The organism is Dulcicalothrix desertica PCC 7102, from assembly GCF_003991905.1.
Taxonomy (GTDB): domain Bacteria; phylum Cyanobacteriota; class Cyanobacteriia; order Cyanobacteriales; family Nostocaceae; genus Dulcicalothrix; species Dulcicalothrix desertica.
Genome location: NZ_RSCL01000028.1, coordinates 24,751 through 39,182, shown reverse-complemented (window position 1 = coordinate 39,182; position 14,432 = coordinate 24,751). Strand labels below are relative to the sequence as shown.

Sequence of the window (14,432 nt, the reverse complement as noted above, 5' to 3'; positions counted from 1 at the left end):
TATTTATGTTGAACGAGGTTATGCAGCTAATGATAGAAAAATTATCCAACTTTGCAACTCAAGATACCTCTAAAATAGTTAGTATTATATTGAATAAATTAAAAAATTTACACGATAAACAAAAATTGATAGATAAAGAGGTAAAAGATGATTTTTTATCACTCTATAGCGTTGCTAAAATGAGAGTAGGAGACATATGACAGAACTAACTAATGCTCTTAAAAAAATGGCGGTTTGGGCATTGGGTGAGGTTGGAGATATTAAAGCAATAGAGCCACTTTCACAACTTCTAAAAGATGAAGATAATAATGTCCGTGAAGCTGTGAAAGAAGCATTATCAAAATTGAAAAATATTGATGCTAAATAAAAGGTGTACTGAAAACGGGTTATAACTTTACTTTTAAATACAATTAAAACCTTTTAGATGCTTCGTACCTCAGCATGACCAGAGAGATGCTTCTACCTGGGCATGACATTAAAACCTTTTAGATGCTTCGTACCTCAGCATGACCAGAGAGATGCTTCTACCTGGGCACGACAAAAGTCTAGATTTTACCCTTTTACAGTATAATTAAGCTCCTTTAAACAACATCTCTGTTTGATATTCGTCTTTTGGCTGACGATGCATAGCTAAGAAGGCGCCACCAATTTTATCAGGGTCAAATGGAGTATCAGGAGCAACTTGACCCATAATACTAACTAAAGCTACACGAACATTAGTATTAGCAAGTTCTTGTGATAGTGTAAATGCTAAACTACGCAGTCCAGCTTTACCAATACTAATAGAAGCAGCTTCATCCCAAGGGTAATGTGCCCAACCGCCACCTGTAAATAAAATGCTGCCATGTTCTTGAGAAAGCATATTTGGTATAACAGCTTTCGCAGCAACCAAGGCGCCTACAACATTAATACGAAAATCTTGCACTACTTGTTCAGCATCTAAACTAGTAGGCTTACCATATCTTGGAGATACAACATTGTAAATTAATACTTCTACTTTTTGAGATTGCTGAAATTTAGTGATAGCATCTGTAAGCGACTTTTCATTACTCACATCAGCAGCTTCAAAAGTTGCGTTAATACCTGCTTCTTCTAAAGATTGTAAGGCGCCAGTATATTTAGAAGGATTCCGAGCAATTAATCCTAATTGAAAACCCGCTTGACCAAATGCGCGCGCAACACCTAAACCAACACCTGTCCCAAATCCAACAATAATGCAAAGTGGCTTCATTTGATTTTTACCTATTTTACAAAAGCAATGGAAGTTTGATTGTAATGCTGCATTTCTTCTATCTGTGGAATATAAGGCTGAACAAGAGCAAAGAAACCTTTAAATTCTTCACTATTACGAAATACAGTAAGGTGTTCTTCTGTAGAAGTCCAAAGAATTCGCAGAATATAACGTTGAGGTTCTTCTTCACAATGCGTCAAATCATAGCCTAAACAAACCGAAGATGCTTTCAAAAATTCAGCAGCTTCAGCATAATCAGATTCAAATTGCGTGTTTAATCCAGATGGTAAATTGTAGCGAATATATTCAACAATCATAGATAGCTCCTAATTTAAGATAGTTTGAGTATAATATTGAGCAAACTCCTCATAGGAAGTTGCTTTTTTGTTAGTAATTTGAGCAATAGTATCGTTTACAGCACTGCCTGCACCTTGTTTCCAACAGGCACATAATTCTAATTCAGCATCCAAATACCATTCTGGTTCGCCATTAGCAAGTCGTGCTGCTTTCAAATCTACGGGTGGAAGGTCAACGTAGTTCACAGACCAACCTAACGCTTTACCCAAAATATCAGCAACTTCGTTAAATGTAATTGCTTTATCGCCAGTCAAAACATAGCTAATGTTTTCATGTCCTGCTTCAGTTAAGCAAACCGCAGCAACTGCCGCAACATCGCGTGCGTCAACGTGAGAAATTTTAGCATCACCAACACAATTATAAAAGGCGCCGTTTTGGGCAATAGTCTCTGCAAACCATCGCATGTTTTGCATTAACATATTCGGTTGAAGATGTGTCCATGCAATACCTGACTGTTCTAACTGCACTTCGATCTCACGATGCCATTTTTGAAACGTGCTAGGCAACTCTCCGGCGCCCATAACAGAAAGCTTGACAATGTGCTTTACTCCTGCATACTTTGCCGCTTCAATAAAATTGCATTCGAGTTCAACTTGATTTGGTAAATTAGAAGATACAAGAAATGCTTTTTCAATACCTTGTAGCGCAACATTAAGACTTTCAGGTTGTGAAAAATCTCCTTGAGCAAGCTCTACATCCTGTTCTGATAATTTGGCGCCTTTCTTCAAGTCCCGAACTAATCCACGAATAGGAACATTTTTACGAAGCAAATGTTGAATAAGCTCACCACCAATATTCCCAGTGGCGCCAGTAATAAGAATCGTCATAATTTTCCTTTAGATGTTGGATATAACCATCCTGCAAATAATTTAGTCATGCGTGGCATAACCACATAAGTCATTAAAGATAACAACACAACCGTTGCAATCAAACTGCGAAGTAGTGGAGAAAGAATAACTAACAATGGTTGTAAAATAAAATTAATTATATTGAGCGTTGGAAATGCTGCTATACAGGTGATAACTAACATCTTATAACGGGGTGGTGGAACAATCGCGCTTCGGTTAGGTAAAGTAAACCAAGTTTCCAAACCAGTTAAAACTTGCATCTTGCGCGAACCAACCGTTAATTTTTCTGCTCGCTGTAACCAAGTTTTACGAATTGCAGAATTTTCCCAGCGTTGTAAACTACTTAAATGGTCAAACTTAAAAACAATTCGATATTCAGGGTGTGTAGAATCTGTGGGACGAAAGACATTCACTCCTAAATGTCCATCAAACGTTTTGGCAGCTTCCGTTAATCCTAACAAAACATCTTCAAAAGCTTCTTCACAACCAGGTTTTACCTCCTGAATTATATCAACAGTTGTTGGTGGGTCGTTAGGATTTGAAATCATGGCGCCACCTACGGTTGCAATTTCAAAGGTAAACCAACGGAAGAAACATCAAGACATACAACTTTTCCACTTTCAATTCCGGTAGCAGGTGGCAGCGACATACCACCATTAGTGACAACATATACCTTAGTTTGCTCACCTTCAATTCGACCAAAAGCTAAAGCAGTAGTACCAATCATGCCTTGTTCTGCTTGAGCGATAGTAGTAATACTGCCACTTGGCGTAATTTTCACAACGCTATTGTAAACATGAGTAGTACTGTATATATTACCATCAACATCAAAAGCAAAATCATCAAGATTGATATTTTGCAGAAATATCTCTGGTGTACCAGGTTGACCATTAGATAGCAATGGAATCTTGACTAATTGCATCTTTTCAGTAACCGAAGCGTATAAAACATTATCATAAATCTTCAATCCATTTACTCCTGGAAAAACACTCCCAGAAGAACTTCGTGCCAACATCGGATGTTCCAACCAAATCTCTACTGTTTTAGAAACTACATTCAATTTCCAAATGGCGCCGCGATAAGAGTCAGCAATTAAGTAAATATCATCTTTAATATAAGTGAGTCCATTTAAAAAAATCGCATCAGGCAGAGTCACTAACACCTCCGCTTTTCCTTGCGGAGAAACTATAAACACAGTGGGAACATCTTGGTTATCCCAAGCACTAAGTAATAAACTACCATCTTCTTTAACAGCTAGCCCAGTTGCTTTTCCAGCAATTGCTGTGTGTAAAACAGGTACACCATCTGCACTAATCCGAAACACTTTGCCATCATAATGACTACTAACAAACAGAGTGTTATCTTTTCCAACAGCAATGCTTTCCAAAAAAGTACTGACAGGAAACTCAGCAACTCGACGTGCTGGAACCTCCATAACTGGCGTTTCTGCAAATATTGGTGGTAATTCTGGTGAGGTAGACATTGAAACTCCTACGATTTTGACTAGCTCCCTTCATGGCTAACCATAAACTTACCAAGATGTGGCACATTAATCAAATCGATTGTAAAGATAGTTATCATCAATGAGATTAATTACTGAGGCGCCTGTTAAGATGACTGTAGCTTAGTAAAATAAAAGCAAAATAGATATTAAAATACATATAAACTACTAAAACTGTAGGAGGTTGCTAATGAGTCCAGAGCAAAATTTATTGACAAAATGGCGTTCTCTTCCAAAAGATAAACAAGAACAAGTGGAAGACTTTGTAGAATTTCTGTATTTAAAAACTTCTTCGAGTAAACCCCCTTTAGGAGAACGTTTGCGAAAATTACGTGCCAAAATAGTTGCTTCTGGAGAACCGTTATTAACTCCAGAAGAGATTGAAAAAGAAGTAGCTAGTCGTCGTGGTGGGTTTCAAGACAACGAATGAAGATAACTTTTATTGATTCCGGGGTGTTAATTACTGCGGCACGTGCTATAAAAGAATCATCAGAAAAAGCTCTTGCTATTTTAGAAGATGATGAAAGAGAATTTGCTTCGAGTGCGTTTTTGAAGTTGGAGGTCATACCGAAAGCAACTTATAATCAGAAGATAACAGAAGTTGAAGTATATGAAACTTTCTTTGATGATGTTGTCTACTGGGCTAGCAATTTAGAACAAGTTATGCGAGATGCTTATAGCATTGGATGTCAATATAGTTTAGCCGCAATGGATGCGTTACATATTGCTGCTGCATTATCAGTAAATGCCTCAGAATTTGTCACAACAGAGAAGCCAACGAAACCTATGTTTCGGGTGTCAAGTATTAAAATAGTTTCTATTTATACCTGATTTTTTACTGTTTACTAAACCGTATATAAAATCACAACTCGCGCATTAATTAAATTGATTGTATAGACGAGACTTATCAATGAAATCAATTGACTTAGCGTCTATCGATTTAAATTTACTTGTTGCTTTTGAAGCGTTGCTCGAGGAAAGAAGCGTTACGGCAGCAGCCAAACGGCTTTATCTTGGACAACCAGCAATGAGTGCTGCATTAGGGCGCCTAAGAATATTATTCAACGATGAGTTATTTATTCGCATCGGTCGAGAAATGCAGCCAACGAGTAAAGCAGCAGCAATAGCACCAGATATTTTTGCTGCACTTAGACAAATTCGCCATACTATAGAATCTAGCCAAACTTTTAACCCTAGTTCAGCACAACGAAATTTTTCAATTGGTAGTGCTGATTATACTAGCTTTGTAATTCTGCCAAAATTATTAGAGCATTGTCGTAAAAAGGCGCCTTCTATAAATTTCCGAATGATTGGATTTGAGAAAGATAATATAGGGGAAATGTTAGAACAAGGTACAATTCAAGTAGGATTAGGCGTGTTTCCAAATCCACCTCGGCAAACAATTTGTGTACCACTATTTCAAGAACGTTTTGTTGGAATCGCACGTCAAAAGCATCCTGCCATCAAGAATAAACTAATTTCTCTAGAAACATTTGCCAATTTATCCCACGTACTAGTTACTCTTCGCCAAGATGCAACAGGTGAAATTGATAAAATTCTAGCAACTCATAATCTCCAACGTCGTGTTCAACTAACCACGCCACATTTATTAATATTACCAGCAATTATTTCATCCAGCGATATGATTGCCGCAGTACCATATCGAATTGGCGCCTATTTCTCTAATTTAGCTAATATAGAGATTTTTGAACTACCACTAGAAATACAACCTTGGACTGTTTCAATGATATGGAGTCAATTAACAGACAAAGATGATGCTAATAGCTGGTTGCGGCAAACACTTAAAACTGTATGCAAACAAATCTGATGTTTCAGTCCCGCGAGCGGGTATCGCTACGTTTCAAGTAATAAAGTACAAGCCAAATAAATAATCAATTAAGTGTTTCAGTCCCGCGAGCGGGTATCGCTACGTTTCAAGGCTTCCTGTATTCCCATCTCTCCCATGCACCAGTTTGGTTTCAGTCCCGCGAGCGGGTATCGCTACGTTTCAAGCCGACCGAGGAGAAACGGCGCCTTAAAGTAATCAAGGTTTCAGTCCCGCGAGCGGGTATCGCTACGTTTCAAGATTGAATTTAGTTAATTTCTCGGCAATAACGGCGCGTTTCAGTCCCGCGAGCGGGTATCGCTACGTTTCAAGGAAAGCTAGCCCAATTTCGGCGCCATCAATACTATGTTTCAGTCCCGCGAGCGGGTATCGCTACGTTTCAAGGACCACGGGCAACTTTTTTCTTTTCAGTCTTTTTAATTTGTTTCAGTCCCGCGAGCGGGTATCGCTACGTTTCAAGGAACTCGACCCAAATAGAGCTAGCGAATATGCAGTGTTTCAGTCCCGCGAGCGGGTATCGCTACGTTTCAAGACTATAATCCATTTAATATAGAAGAAGGTGGTAGACGTTTCAGTCCCGCGAGCGGGTATCGCTACGTTTCAAGACTTAATATACGAGGCACAAAAGAAAGAATTTAGCGTTTCAGTCCCGCGAGCGGGTATCGCTACGTTTCAAGTCCGCCATCTGAAACCTTTATAGAGCAAGGACTCTACAAGCGGTTTTGGCAGATCTCAAAAATGACTTCATTTCAGGCACTCTTATTGAGATAATATCTCATTTAGTTTGATTTTCTAAACGCTGTAACTATTAATTTGTCTAGGTTCTGGCGTTTTTGGCAGAACCCCCTAGGTTTTAGACCTCGCTTCGGTCTGCCAAACATCAAGCTATCAACCAACTATATAATAATAGCTTGTTCTTGTCGAGGTTTTTCTGAGCCGTAGGTTATGGTTCGTTTGACGGCGCCAGCATCAAGTACGTAAACACGCACCGAATCTTCCTCTGGTTTGATCAGCTTTTCAATTTTAATTTGCATTTGAGTAAATTTTACCACAGTTAAAAAACATTCAAACACACTATATTGCGTCCAGGCGCCATAACCACTTAGCATTTTGTGTAAACGATTGCGACGTTTGTTTGCGGCTTTGTTATCTGGCAGGTCGTAAATAATCAAGTAAAATAGTGTAGTCATTAGAGCTATTGAATTTACAAAAAGAAACGATTTATAAGCATGGACAAGTTCTTCATCGTAAAGCCAAAGGTTTGTAGGGAACTCCTTCTTGTAAGTAGCGACTCAATAATCTTGCTTGTAGCTCTATTGCCCGTCGATAAGTGCAACGGTAATTAAACACGGGATGAGTAAATTCATCGTTCATTTTCCGCTCAAATGCTGTCAAAAAAGTTTTTCTTCCTGCTTCGGAAAGACGATAGGCGCCTAAACTTTCGGTAAAATCTTGAGGTTGAATTTCCCGTTTGCTTAATACTCCCAAAACGATGTTATCGGAAATCAGCGCGCGGAATTCTTCCATTAAATCCAGTACCATTGCAGGTTGCCCGTGATGAACTTCATGCAAATAACCAATATAAGGGTCAAGACCAGCAAGATGAACCGCAGCAGTAACTTGGGTTTTGAGCAGAGCATAAGAGAAGCTCAATAAAGCGTTAACTGGGTCAGTGGGTGGATTACGATTTCGTCCGTTAAATACCCACTGTTTACCTACCATATTCTGCCAGCACGCAAAATATTCTCGTGCTGCTAAACCTTCTACTCCCCGCACTTGGTCGATGGTTTGTTGGGTTTTTACTAAGTTTTTCCGCTCTTTAAGGGGATTATCTCTTTGGTTGTGACGATAAAGTACGTTGTATTGGTTGTGAATTTTGGTAGTAACTATAGCTTTGACAAGTTCCAATCTTTTAGGAACATCATTATAAACTTGATATTGCGCCAGTCTTAACTGACCGTTACGTGAGTATCCGGGAAGCGCTGAACCTAAGTATTTACCGAAGAAAGATAGATAGTGAACAGGCATTCCCAATTCAAGAGCGTATACCAGAGCATCTCCGGTAACTTGAGGGTTCCCCATGAGAATTACTTGTTCCGCTGTTTGAGCGGGTATAGTTTTCTTCTTCCAAGTACCGTCTTCTTGTTTGAGTGAGACGGTAAATGCTTCGTAAACTTTACTTAAAACTGCTTCTGGTTGAGTAACGTAAATAACAGTCATTCGATTTTACTTCGTATATGAATGGATTTTAGATTATGGATTATGGATTTGTGGAAATTGTGCGAAGAACTTTGACTTCAAAGGGTAAACAAATCCTTTGTAAACTACACGATTGACATTTTTTAGTATTGTCAATTGGGGCTGGCATTGCTCTAGTAGCAGCAATTTGGGCAAGGGCTATTGCGTTTTCTGTGGCTTTTCGTAGTTCTTGTGTAAATGCTACGGTTTGCCTTCTGCGATTACTGTGGTAAAAAATTTCTCCATAAGTAATACTGCGTCCAGTACGTTCTTCTAAACACAATGCGGCGCCGCAAAGTTGAAAATGGTCGTTAAGATGTTGTGCCATTTTGCCTTTTTTATATTCCACTGGCACAAGTTGTCCGTCAGTTTCTTCAACTGCATCAATAATTCCAGCAATTTTTAATCGCTCGCTCCATACCCATTGTTGCTGGTGAATTATTGTGGCGCCTTCGGTAATTACTATTTCTTCATCTATATTACGGTGTAAATGGCGCCCTAAAATAATATGCTCGTTGTCTTCCATTTCGCCTAGCACATATTCTAGATAAAATCGGCGTGGGCAATATTCCCAAGCATTAAGATATGCTAGAGGCAAATAATCTTCCATTTATTTCTAACTCCCGTAGAGACGCGAAATTTCGCGTCTCTACATTTAATTAATTGCTGTCTGTCCCATTCCCATTGCAGTTTTTCTACCAATTCCGGCGAAGGTGGCAAAGTGGGCTAATATAGTGGCGATTCGAGCTTGTTCGCTGTCTGTAAATTTATATCTCGCCAATCCTTCGGCGCCAATTTCCGCTCCACCTTCCATTTTCATGGCATAAGTTTTAAGTTCATAGGCTGAAACTATACCATTCCACTCAATTGTGGGGAATTTTAAGGCTTCTGGTGCAAATATATTCCAGCGTCGCAGTAGTCCACCAAAAACTAATTCAGGTAGGGGGAACGGTTGGACGTTTTTACCCTGTTTGAAACTGGTGGGGGTTAGAAATTTCAAGTCGATGGTGCTTTGGGTTGGTTGTTGAACAATTTTCTCGAAGTTACTTGTTTGGGTAATATCAATCCAACCATCGAGACGGCAGGGTATTCCTGTTACAGTTATTTCTTGACCTAAATCTGCACTCATTCCCCATAATAATGGCGCCAGTAATTCTTTTCGTAAAAGGCTTATTTTAAGAAGGATTTTTTTCGGAGAGCAGTATTCCCATCCCGTTGTCAAGGGTAAGGTTTCCTGTTTATGTAGGGTTTCGGCTAATTCTGGATTAGTGTTGGCAAACCAGCGAAAACACAATGCATGAATCGCACGTGCTAACGTTGGGGGAAAAGGTTGAACTGCGGAAATCGCAACTTGAAATTTGTGCAAAGAACTGGAATTAACTTCCACACCACTTAGTTCATAGGGTTTTTGGCGCCATTCTACAAAGTTTCCACCTGCTATTTGCCCTAAGAGTGATTGCATTAAATTGGTGTATAAATTTGCCTCTGGTAGTACAGGCATAATTTTGGTGGCGCCATCAATTTTACGTAGAGGTATCCAAATGGGTTTAGGAACGATGGATGTTAACCATTCGTTTAAGTTAACAAGGGTAGAAGTTGTTTGGGTCGGACGTAAAACCACACTTAGTCCAGCAAAAGTTGGTACTCCTTTCAAGGCATTTTCCCAATTTGCAGTTGTGTTGGTATTAGTCTCTTTGGTAGAAGTCATAACGTGTACTGGTAGAGTGAAGTTTTAACGGTAAAAATCCCGGTGTGATAATTCTGTCTTTATCAATCTGGGCTTTATCATTAGAAAAGGGATTAATACGGTTAAAGGTGGTTTTTTCGCCTAAGTCATCCATCGGTTGGATGGTAAAACTAGCGTTGGGGTTAGGTATAAAGGTTGGCTCGTTTGTGACTTGAGTGCAGTCAGGTAAGTATTGGAAGAAGCAACCTTTTTTACCAAAATAGTTGATTTGGGCAAATAAGTTGGTTAATTCTTGTAACTTATTTAACCCATCTCCACAACAAATTTGTAATTCCCCTTGCAAATGTATCCATTCCCGAAACACAAACCCATCTTGCATGGGTATAGTCGAGCGACTTTTATCTGCTTTATCTGCGGTTTGGTCGTAATATCGGAGTTTATAACCGTTGCGATTGACTACTAATTGCTCTGGTGGGAGAATATATATGAGTAAATCTCTAATCCAAGCAAATTCCTCTTTTATCCAGGCGCCGAAGTCGTCTTGATGATATTTCCCTTGGCTTTCGAGTAAGGCTTTAAGCAGTGCCATCTTGATAGCATAGGGTGTAGGAACTAGGTTAGAGCGTGCAGCCATGCTGGTAGCATCAGAGCGTTTGAGCGTAAATAAACTCACGGGTTGGTAGCTGACTGTAAGCCATTTTTTCTCTAGGGAATTATTCGAGTGCTTCGGCATCTTCACTCTCCCAAGGTTGTGCTTGTTCTATAATGGTTTGGATTTGTTCAGCAAATTTTGCCATAGAATCGAATTCAAAGCAGCGAATTGTACCTTCACCGTTAAGATTATTTAACGTGTTTGCCAAACTAAGAATTTGACGATTATAGCTTTCTTCCAGTTGGCCCGTCTTTGATGAAGAAACTATTAAAGTTTCAGTCCCGCGAACGGGTATCGCTACGCTTCAAGTTGGGGGCGCGTTTTGCAAGGTAATTTTATGAACAGTTTCAGTCCCGCGAACGGGTATCGCTACGCTTCAAGCAAAGTACGTAGAGTAACATAGCCTTTATACTTTTCAGTTTCAGTCCCGCGAACGGGTATCGCTACGCTTCAAGCCCGCCATCTGAAACCCTTACAGAGTAAGGATTCTACAAGCGGTTTTGGCAGACCTCAAAAATGACCTCATTTCAGCCACCGTTATTGAGATAATTTCTTATTTATCTCAAATATCTAAACGCTGTAACTATTAACTTGTCTAGGTTCTGGCGATTTTGGCAGAACTCCCTAGGTTTTAGACCTCGCTTCGGTTTGCCAAACATCAATGTAGTAACATCATAAACTTATTGTTGCCCAATGTCCAGAATAGGCTAACGTTTCTTTACACTCAAACAAAATTTACATCAATTGTACCGCGCGCTGGTCACACAAGCGCAAAGCCCGAACGACTAAAGAATAAAGCTGCAAAAACTCTACCTCATTTGGGTCGGAAAATTGTTCCAAATCCAATTCGCTAAGTTTATAGATATTCTTACTTAGGTTCGGCGCCGATAGGGGTAAAGTATTTGGTAAAAAACGTATCATATGGCGCCAACTATCTGTGATTGCTTTTTCATATCCGCTACATAGCTCAATTTGCTGTAACTTAGCTACATCAGAACTTTTAAACCCACTAGCCCAAGCCGAATGATGACGACCAGCAGCCATCATTACTGTATAGCATAAGTATTTTATCTGCTCTTGATTGGAAGTATGTTGTCGCAAGAATGGAACTAAAGATTTTGCAAGAATTTCTTTGGCTAAAAAAGCGCTCTCTACAGCATGGTTAGGGCGCCTATTTTTATTTTCATAAGCTTTTAAATCATCTTTTTGCTCTTTTTTTTCTGGATTATAATCAGTATGCGCTAGCAAATAATCTCGCGGATTTTGACCTTCATGTTTCTGATGAGCAATATTTTGCCATCCTCTCATCACTTGCTGCCATTTCAACTGTAGCTTTCCTAAATCATGGGTAAAAATTGCTAAAAATACTAAAATTTCAAATAATGTTTCAGCTTCATTAGCTTGGAGCTTAGGTAACACTTTAGTGTGAATAAATTTACCACCAATGGGTAATATTTCATCTTGAACAGCAGAATATATTACATTGATAGATTCACCATTCTTCAATGTACTTGTCCTAAAATCTCTTCGCCAACAAGTCCACATACTGCCCAAATGAGCTACATATGTATCCATCCGATAACAATATTGACTGCTAATTTTTCTATCTTGCTTTGGTGGCGAATTAAAAGCATTACCTCTGATGTCAACACCAATTTTTAAACCTATATGCTCGTCATAGTAAATAAAACGAGGATTGACAAAAATTCGATAGCAACTAATTAAAAAGTCACGAGATGTAATTGGACTCAAAATAGGCTGACTGTAAGTTTGAGCTTTCTTTTTTGGTGTTTCAATTCGCTTAAAAATCCAATCATCGCCAAAGCCTAAACTTTCTTGAAAATCTCGCCAAGCTTTACATAGTGTAGAAATGGGTACTGAGAATGGTAATAATTTTTGAATATCAATAATTTCTTCATCATCGAAATCTAAAATACTCGATTCTGTCCAAGTAAAAATATTGCGATTATCTACTTTTCTAATCAAGTCAAGTGCTTTTGATTCATCCCCTCGGAATATGGCAGTATGAAAATTATTCTCAAATTCCATTTGGTTATTTTCGCGACGTTCCAGTGTGAGTAAGTCTTCGGTATAATGGACGCAATTAATCCATTCTTCTTCAATCCTAAAATTAACATGCTCGTTGACGCAATCAGAGTTAGTATGTGCTTCTAAAACTTGCCAAGTTAATTCGCAAATTTCTTTTCCATAAGGTAAAAAACTTTCTTTCTTTTTTTCTTCAACTGCAACAATACTTTCGGTCTCTTTACTTATTGGATTATTTTCTTCCCAATCGAATAAATCAGTTTCTGCTAAATCTTGATTCTCTGGATTTACTTCTACCTTCCTATAAACAAAAACCTCTCCAACTTCCCCCGGAAATCTCGCACAACGTCCCGCGCGCTGCAACAAGGAGTTCATTGGACTCAGTTGAGTATGCAACACTTGGCAAGTAATATTAATTCCCGCTTCTATTACTTGAGTGGAAATTAAAACTTGGCAAACATTGTAATAATCATTATCTTGCCAATTTTGAGCAAATATATCCTTCAAATAATTTTCTTTAACAGCACGATGCTCTGGTAAAAATCTCGAATGTAAAAGAGTAATTTCTATACTACAATCTCGATTTAATTCCTCTAAGTCGCGGTAAAGTCCTTGCGCTTGGGAAACCGTATTACAAATAACAATAACTCGGTGCCGTTGCTGTTTATGAATGTCCTCCCAAATAGCTTGTGCTGTCAGAGGTTGATGAACTGCACGAAAAGTTCGACAACGATTAGCTTCTATTATTTTTAAATCAGCATCTTCAACTCGTATAACTTCCATTGTTAACTCTCAACTATCTCTTTAATTTTCATTGCCAAATCATCAGTTAAAGTTGCTGTCATCAATAAAAATGGTGAAATTCCTTTAACTTGTTGCAACACCTTTAAAACAGTAATAAAAGACCTATCAGGGTCGAGCAAGTGCAACTCATCAAACACCAGATAAGATGCAAAAATAGCTCCTGAATTCACATTTGCCGAACCACGACCAACCGAATAAGGAATATTTAAAAAACTACTCAACATCTGGTCAATTGTACAAAAGACAATATCACCCTCAAAACGTGGGTCTTCCGGGTTTTCACCAGTTTGCAAAGTTACTACCAACCGACGATGAGAGAGTGGATATACATTTTCCCAGTTTGTAACCAACATCTCCACCCGTTGACGCAAACTATTTGCCAGAGTGCGGAGAGGTACAACATAGATAAGTTTATTGGGAAAATCGATGTTGAGAGATTTCGCAAACAAAAAAGGCGCCACTGCTGTTTCTGTTTTCCCCGAACCTGTAGGCGCGCGTAAAATGGTATCTTGACGGTTAAGAATACGTGTAATCGTTTGAGCCTGAAAGTTATAGGGTTGATGGTTAGTAAGTGTATGGAAAAGCTGAGGAACATTAAGTTGATTTGTGTTACTCATAATATTTAATATTTTTGATGCTACCGTCTTCTCTTGAAGGAGTAAAATTAGCCTTGTTTGTCTTTGCTTTATAAGCGAGAAAGGAGCTATTACTAAGCACGCGGAAAACTTGTATCTACCTGTTTCGTAAATTCACCACGCTCAAATTTAATCAAGTTCTCTCTGGCACCTGCAATAGTAAGATAAAGAGGAATACCACAATCAACTGCCGCTAAAACTAACGCTGCTGACATGGTTTTAGTTCCCCCCGTATAGTCGGCAAGAATTTCTGCGTCTGGGTTTTGCTGTAACTCACGAATACATTTAGTGGCGCCGAGATAGCATTCTCGTAGATTATCAGGGTTTTTAATTAAAATCAGGTCGCGCGACTGTTGAAATTTATCTCTTAATTCTACTTGGGTAGGAATGTTAGGTAATCTCTCAATTACTTCGGCGCCACGTCTTACTTCACATGGAGTATCGGCGCCGATAACTTGAGACTTACTACCCTTATCACCATCCGAAGCGATAAATATTACGCGGTCTGGCTGTAAGCTGCGTATTGCAGTAACTATAGGTTGGAAAGAACCACCAATGGTAACAATGAGGATTTTAGACATGAGAAA

Annotated in this window: 19 protein-coding genes and 1 CRISPR repeat array; of the genes, 5 read left to right on the top strand and 14 right to left on the bottom strand. The window is 38.9% G+C overall.

Translation table 11 applies throughout. From position 1 onward, the window contains the following. The first annotated feature begins 29 nt into the window (after positions 1 to 29). Together DSM106972_RS54240 and DSM106972_RS40720 are read left to right on the top strand one after the other, a co-directional pair. Positions 30 to 200, top strand: a complete 171-nt coding sequence (locus tag DSM106972_RS54240; RefSeq protein WP_186538710.1) for a hypothetical protein — start codon at positions 30 to 32, stop codon at positions 198 to 200. Next, a complete protein-coding gene (locus DSM106972_RS40720) occupies positions 197 to 367 on the top strand; it encodes a HEAT repeat domain-containing protein (protein WP_127086052.1) in 171 nt (56 codons plus the stop codon). Before DSM106972_RS54240 ends, DSM106972_RS40720 begins: the two co-directional genes overlap by 4 nt. A 204-nt stretch (positions 368 to 571) precedes the next feature. Here DSM106972_RS40720 and DSM106972_RS40715 read toward each other — a convergent pair whose 3' ends face one another. Genes DSM106972_RS40715 through DSM106972_RS40695 form a run of 5 tightly spaced genes read right to left on the bottom strand, consistent with a single transcriptional unit; the run spans position 572 to position 3,919 of the window. Continuing rightward, a complete protein-coding gene (locus DSM106972_RS40715; protein WP_127086051.1) occupies positions 572 to 1,231 on the bottom strand; it encodes an SDR family oxidoreductase in 660 nt (219 codons plus the stop codon). An 11-nt stretch (positions 1,232 to 1,242) separates the two neighbouring features. Next, positions 1,243 to 1,548, bottom strand: coding sequence for an antibiotic biosynthesis monooxygenase family protein (locus tag DSM106972_RS40710; protein WP_127086050.1), 306 nt, complete (start codon positions 1,546 to 1,548; stop codon positions 1,243 to 1,245). 9 nt (positions 1,549 to 1,557) lie between these two features. Then, positions 1,558 to 2,415, bottom strand: a complete 858-nt coding sequence (locus tag DSM106972_RS40705; protein ID WP_127086049.1) for an SDR family oxidoreductase — start codon at positions 2,413 to 2,415, stop codon at positions 1,558 to 1,560. Continuing rightward, entirely contained in the window at positions 2,412 to 2,984 is a 573-nt protein-coding gene (locus tag DSM106972_RS40700; protein ID WP_127086048.1) for an antibiotic biosynthesis monooxygenase, read from the bottom strand. Before DSM106972_RS40700 ends, DSM106972_RS40705 begins: the two co-directional genes overlap by 4 nt. Positions 2,985 to 2,992: 8 nt before the next feature. Further along, positions 2,993 to 3,919 carry an SMP-30/gluconolactonase/LRE family protein gene (locus tag DSM106972_RS40695; protein ID WP_127086047.1) on the bottom strand — a complete coding sequence of 309 codons (927 nt, stop codon included), beginning with the start codon at positions 3,917 to 3,919 and terminating at the stop codon, positions 2,993 to 2,995. Between the two features lie 208 nt (positions 3,920 to 4,127). On the opposite strand from DSM106972_RS40695, the gene DSM106972_RS40690 reads away from it, so the two are divergent. The 3 genes from DSM106972_RS40690 (at position 4,128) to DSM106972_RS40680 (ending at position 5,765) form a co-directional block, all read left to right on the top strand. Beyond that, positions 4,128 to 4,367, top strand: coding sequence for a hypothetical protein (locus DSM106972_RS40690; RefSeq protein WP_127086046.1), 240 nt, complete (start codon positions 4,128 to 4,130; stop codon positions 4,365 to 4,367). Then, complete coding sequence (locus DSM106972_RS40685) at positions 4,364 to 4,768, top strand: type II toxin-antitoxin system VapC family toxin (RefSeq protein WP_127086045.1); 405 nt, start codon at positions 4,364 to 4,366, stop codon at positions 4,766 to 4,768. The genes DSM106972_RS40690 and DSM106972_RS40685 overlap by 4 nt, the downstream gene beginning before the upstream one ends. A 79-nt stretch (positions 4,769 to 4,847) precedes the next feature. Further along, positions 4,848 to 5,765 (top strand): LysR family transcriptional regulator, encoded by a 918-nt coding sequence (locus DSM106972_RS40680; RefSeq protein ID WP_127086044.1) that lies wholly within the window; start codon positions 4,848 to 4,850, stop codon positions 5,763 to 5,765. Between the two features lies 1 nt (position 5,766). Then, a CRISPR array of direct repeats spans positions 5,767 to 6,460; the repeat unit is 37 nt; unit sequence GTTTCAGTCCCGCGAGCGGGTATCGCTACGTTTCAAG. Between the two features lie 219 nt (positions 6,461 to 6,679). Here the strand turns inward: DSM106972_RS40680 and cas2 are convergent. From cas2 to DSM106972_RS40635, 9 genes are all read right to left on the bottom strand, one after another. Next, positions 6,680 to 6,973 (bottom strand): CRISPR-associated endonuclease Cas2, encoded by a 294-nt coding sequence (gene cas2 / locus DSM106972_RS40675; protein WP_127086043.1) that lies wholly within the window; start codon positions 6,971 to 6,973, stop codon positions 6,680 to 6,682. A 52-nt stretch (positions 6,974 to 7,025) separates the two neighbouring features. Beyond that, a complete protein-coding gene (gene cas1d / locus DSM106972_RS40670) occupies positions 7,026 to 8,003 on the bottom strand; it encodes a type I-D CRISPR-associated endonuclease Cas1d (protein WP_127086042.1) in 978 nt (325 codons plus the stop codon). A gap of 40 nt (positions 8,004 to 8,043) precedes the next feature. After that, entirely contained in the window at positions 8,044 to 8,631 is a 588-nt protein-coding gene (gene cas4, locus DSM106972_RS40665; protein WP_127086041.1) for a CRISPR-associated protein Cas4, read from the bottom strand. A gap of 45 nt (positions 8,632 to 8,676) precedes the next feature. Continuing rightward, positions 8,677 to 9,729: a CRISPR system precrRNA processing endoribonuclease RAMP protein Cas6 gene (cas6, locus tag DSM106972_RS40660; RefSeq protein WP_127086040.1), complete on the bottom strand. Its 1,053-nt coding sequence runs from the start codon at positions 9,727 to 9,729 to the stop codon at positions 8,677 to 8,679. Next, positions 9,707 to 10,441 (bottom strand): hypothetical protein, encoded by a 735-nt coding sequence (locus tag DSM106972_RS40655; protein ID WP_170213642.1) that lies wholly within the window; start codon positions 10,439 to 10,441, stop codon positions 9,707 to 9,709. The genes cas6 and DSM106972_RS40655 overlap by 23 nt, the downstream gene beginning before the upstream one ends. Next, positions 10,422 to 10,568 (bottom strand): hypothetical protein, encoded by a 147-nt coding sequence (locus tag DSM106972_RS40650; protein WP_186538708.1) that lies wholly within the window; start codon positions 10,566 to 10,568, stop codon positions 10,422 to 10,424. The genes DSM106972_RS40655 and DSM106972_RS40650 overlap by 20 nt, the downstream gene beginning before the upstream one ends. Before the next feature lie 527 nt (positions 10,569 to 11,095). Continuing rightward, positions 11,096 to 13,189 (bottom strand): CRISPR-associated helicase Cas3', encoded by a 2,094-nt coding sequence (gene cas3, locus DSM106972_RS40645; protein ID WP_127086039.1) that lies wholly within the window; start codon positions 13,187 to 13,189, stop codon positions 11,096 to 11,098. 2 nt (positions 13,190 to 13,191) lie between these two features. Beyond that, positions 13,192 to 13,827 carry a DEAD/DEAH box helicase gene (locus DSM106972_RS40640; protein ID WP_127086038.1) on the bottom strand — a complete coding sequence of 212 codons (636 nt, stop codon included), beginning with the start codon at positions 13,825 to 13,827 and terminating at the stop codon, positions 13,192 to 13,194. A gap of 92 nt (positions 13,828 to 13,919) precedes the next feature. Beyond that, entirely contained in the window at positions 13,920 to 14,426 is a 507-nt protein-coding gene (locus tag DSM106972_RS40635) for a hypothetical protein (RefSeq protein ID WP_127086037.1), read from the bottom strand. Between the last annotated feature and the right edge of the window lie 6 nt (positions 14,427 to 14,432).

Excerpts from the sequence above, each read along its gene's own strand:
- DSM106972_RS40635 (WP_127086037.1), bottom strand. The coding sequence starts at position 14,426 with ATGTCTAAAATCCTCATTGTTACCATTGGTGGTTCTTTCCAACCTATA.
- DSM106972_RS40680 (WP_127086044.1), top strand. The coding sequence starts at position 4,848 with ATGAAATCAATTGACTTAGCGTCTATCGATTTAAATTTACTTGTTGCT.
- DSM106972_RS40705 (WP_127086049.1), bottom strand. The coding sequence starts at position 2,415 with ATGACGATTCTTATTACTGGCGCCACTGGGAATATTGGTGGTGAGCTT.
- DSM106972_RS40690 (WP_127086046.1), top strand. The coding sequence starts at position 4,128 with ATGAGTCCAGAGCAAAATTTATTGACAAAATGGCGTTCTCTTCCAAAA.
- DSM106972_RS40685 (WP_127086045.1), top strand. The coding sequence starts at position 4,364 with ATGAAGATAACTTTTATTGATTCCGGGGTGTTAATTACTGCGGCACGT.
- DSM106972_RS54240 (WP_186538710.1), top strand. The coding sequence starts at position 30 with ATGATAGAAAAATTATCCAACTTTGCAACTCAAGATACCTCTAAAATA.
- cas2 (WP_127086043.1), bottom strand. The coding sequence starts at position 6,973 with ATGACTACACTATTTTACTTGATTATTTACGACCTGCCAGATAACAAA.
- DSM106972_RS40700 (WP_127086048.1), bottom strand. The coding sequence starts at position 2,984 with ATGATTTCAAATCCTAACGACCCACCAACAACTGTTGATATAATTCAG.
- cas4 (WP_127086041.1), bottom strand. The coding sequence starts at position 8,631 with ATGGAAGATTATTTGCCTCTAGCATATCTTAATGCTTGGGAATATTGC.
- cas3 (WP_127086039.1), bottom strand. The coding sequence starts at position 13,189 with ATGGAAGTTATACGAGTTGAAGATGCTGATTTAAAAATAATAGAAGCT.
- DSM106972_RS40720 (WP_127086052.1), top strand. The coding sequence starts at position 197 with ATGACAGAACTAACTAATGCTCTTAAAAAAATGGCGGTTTGGGCATTG.
- DSM106972_RS40695 (WP_127086047.1), bottom strand. The coding sequence starts at position 3,919 with ATGTCTACCTCACCAGAATTACCACCAATATTTGCAGAAACGCCAGTT.
- cas1d (WP_127086042.1), bottom strand. The coding sequence starts at position 8,003 with ATGACTGTTATTTACGTTACTCAACCAGAAGCAGTTTTAAGTAAAGTT.
- DSM106972_RS40640 (WP_127086038.1), bottom strand. The coding sequence starts at position 13,827 with ATGAGTAACACAAATCAACTTAATGTTCCTCAGCTTTTCCATACACTT.
- DSM106972_RS40655 (WP_170213642.1), bottom strand. The coding sequence starts at position 10,441 with ATGCCGAAGCACTCGAATAATTCCCTAGAGAAAAAATGGCTTACAGTC.
- DSM106972_RS40710 (WP_127086050.1), bottom strand. The coding sequence starts at position 1,548 with ATGATTGTTGAATATATTCGCTACAATTTACCATCTGGATTAAACACG.
- cas6 (WP_127086040.1), bottom strand. The coding sequence starts at position 9,729 with ATGACTTCTACCAAAGAGACTAATACCAACACAACTGCAAATTGGGAA.
- DSM106972_RS40715 (WP_127086051.1), bottom strand. The coding sequence starts at position 1,231 with ATGAAGCCACTTTGCATTATTGTTGGATTTGGGACAGGTGTTGGTTTA.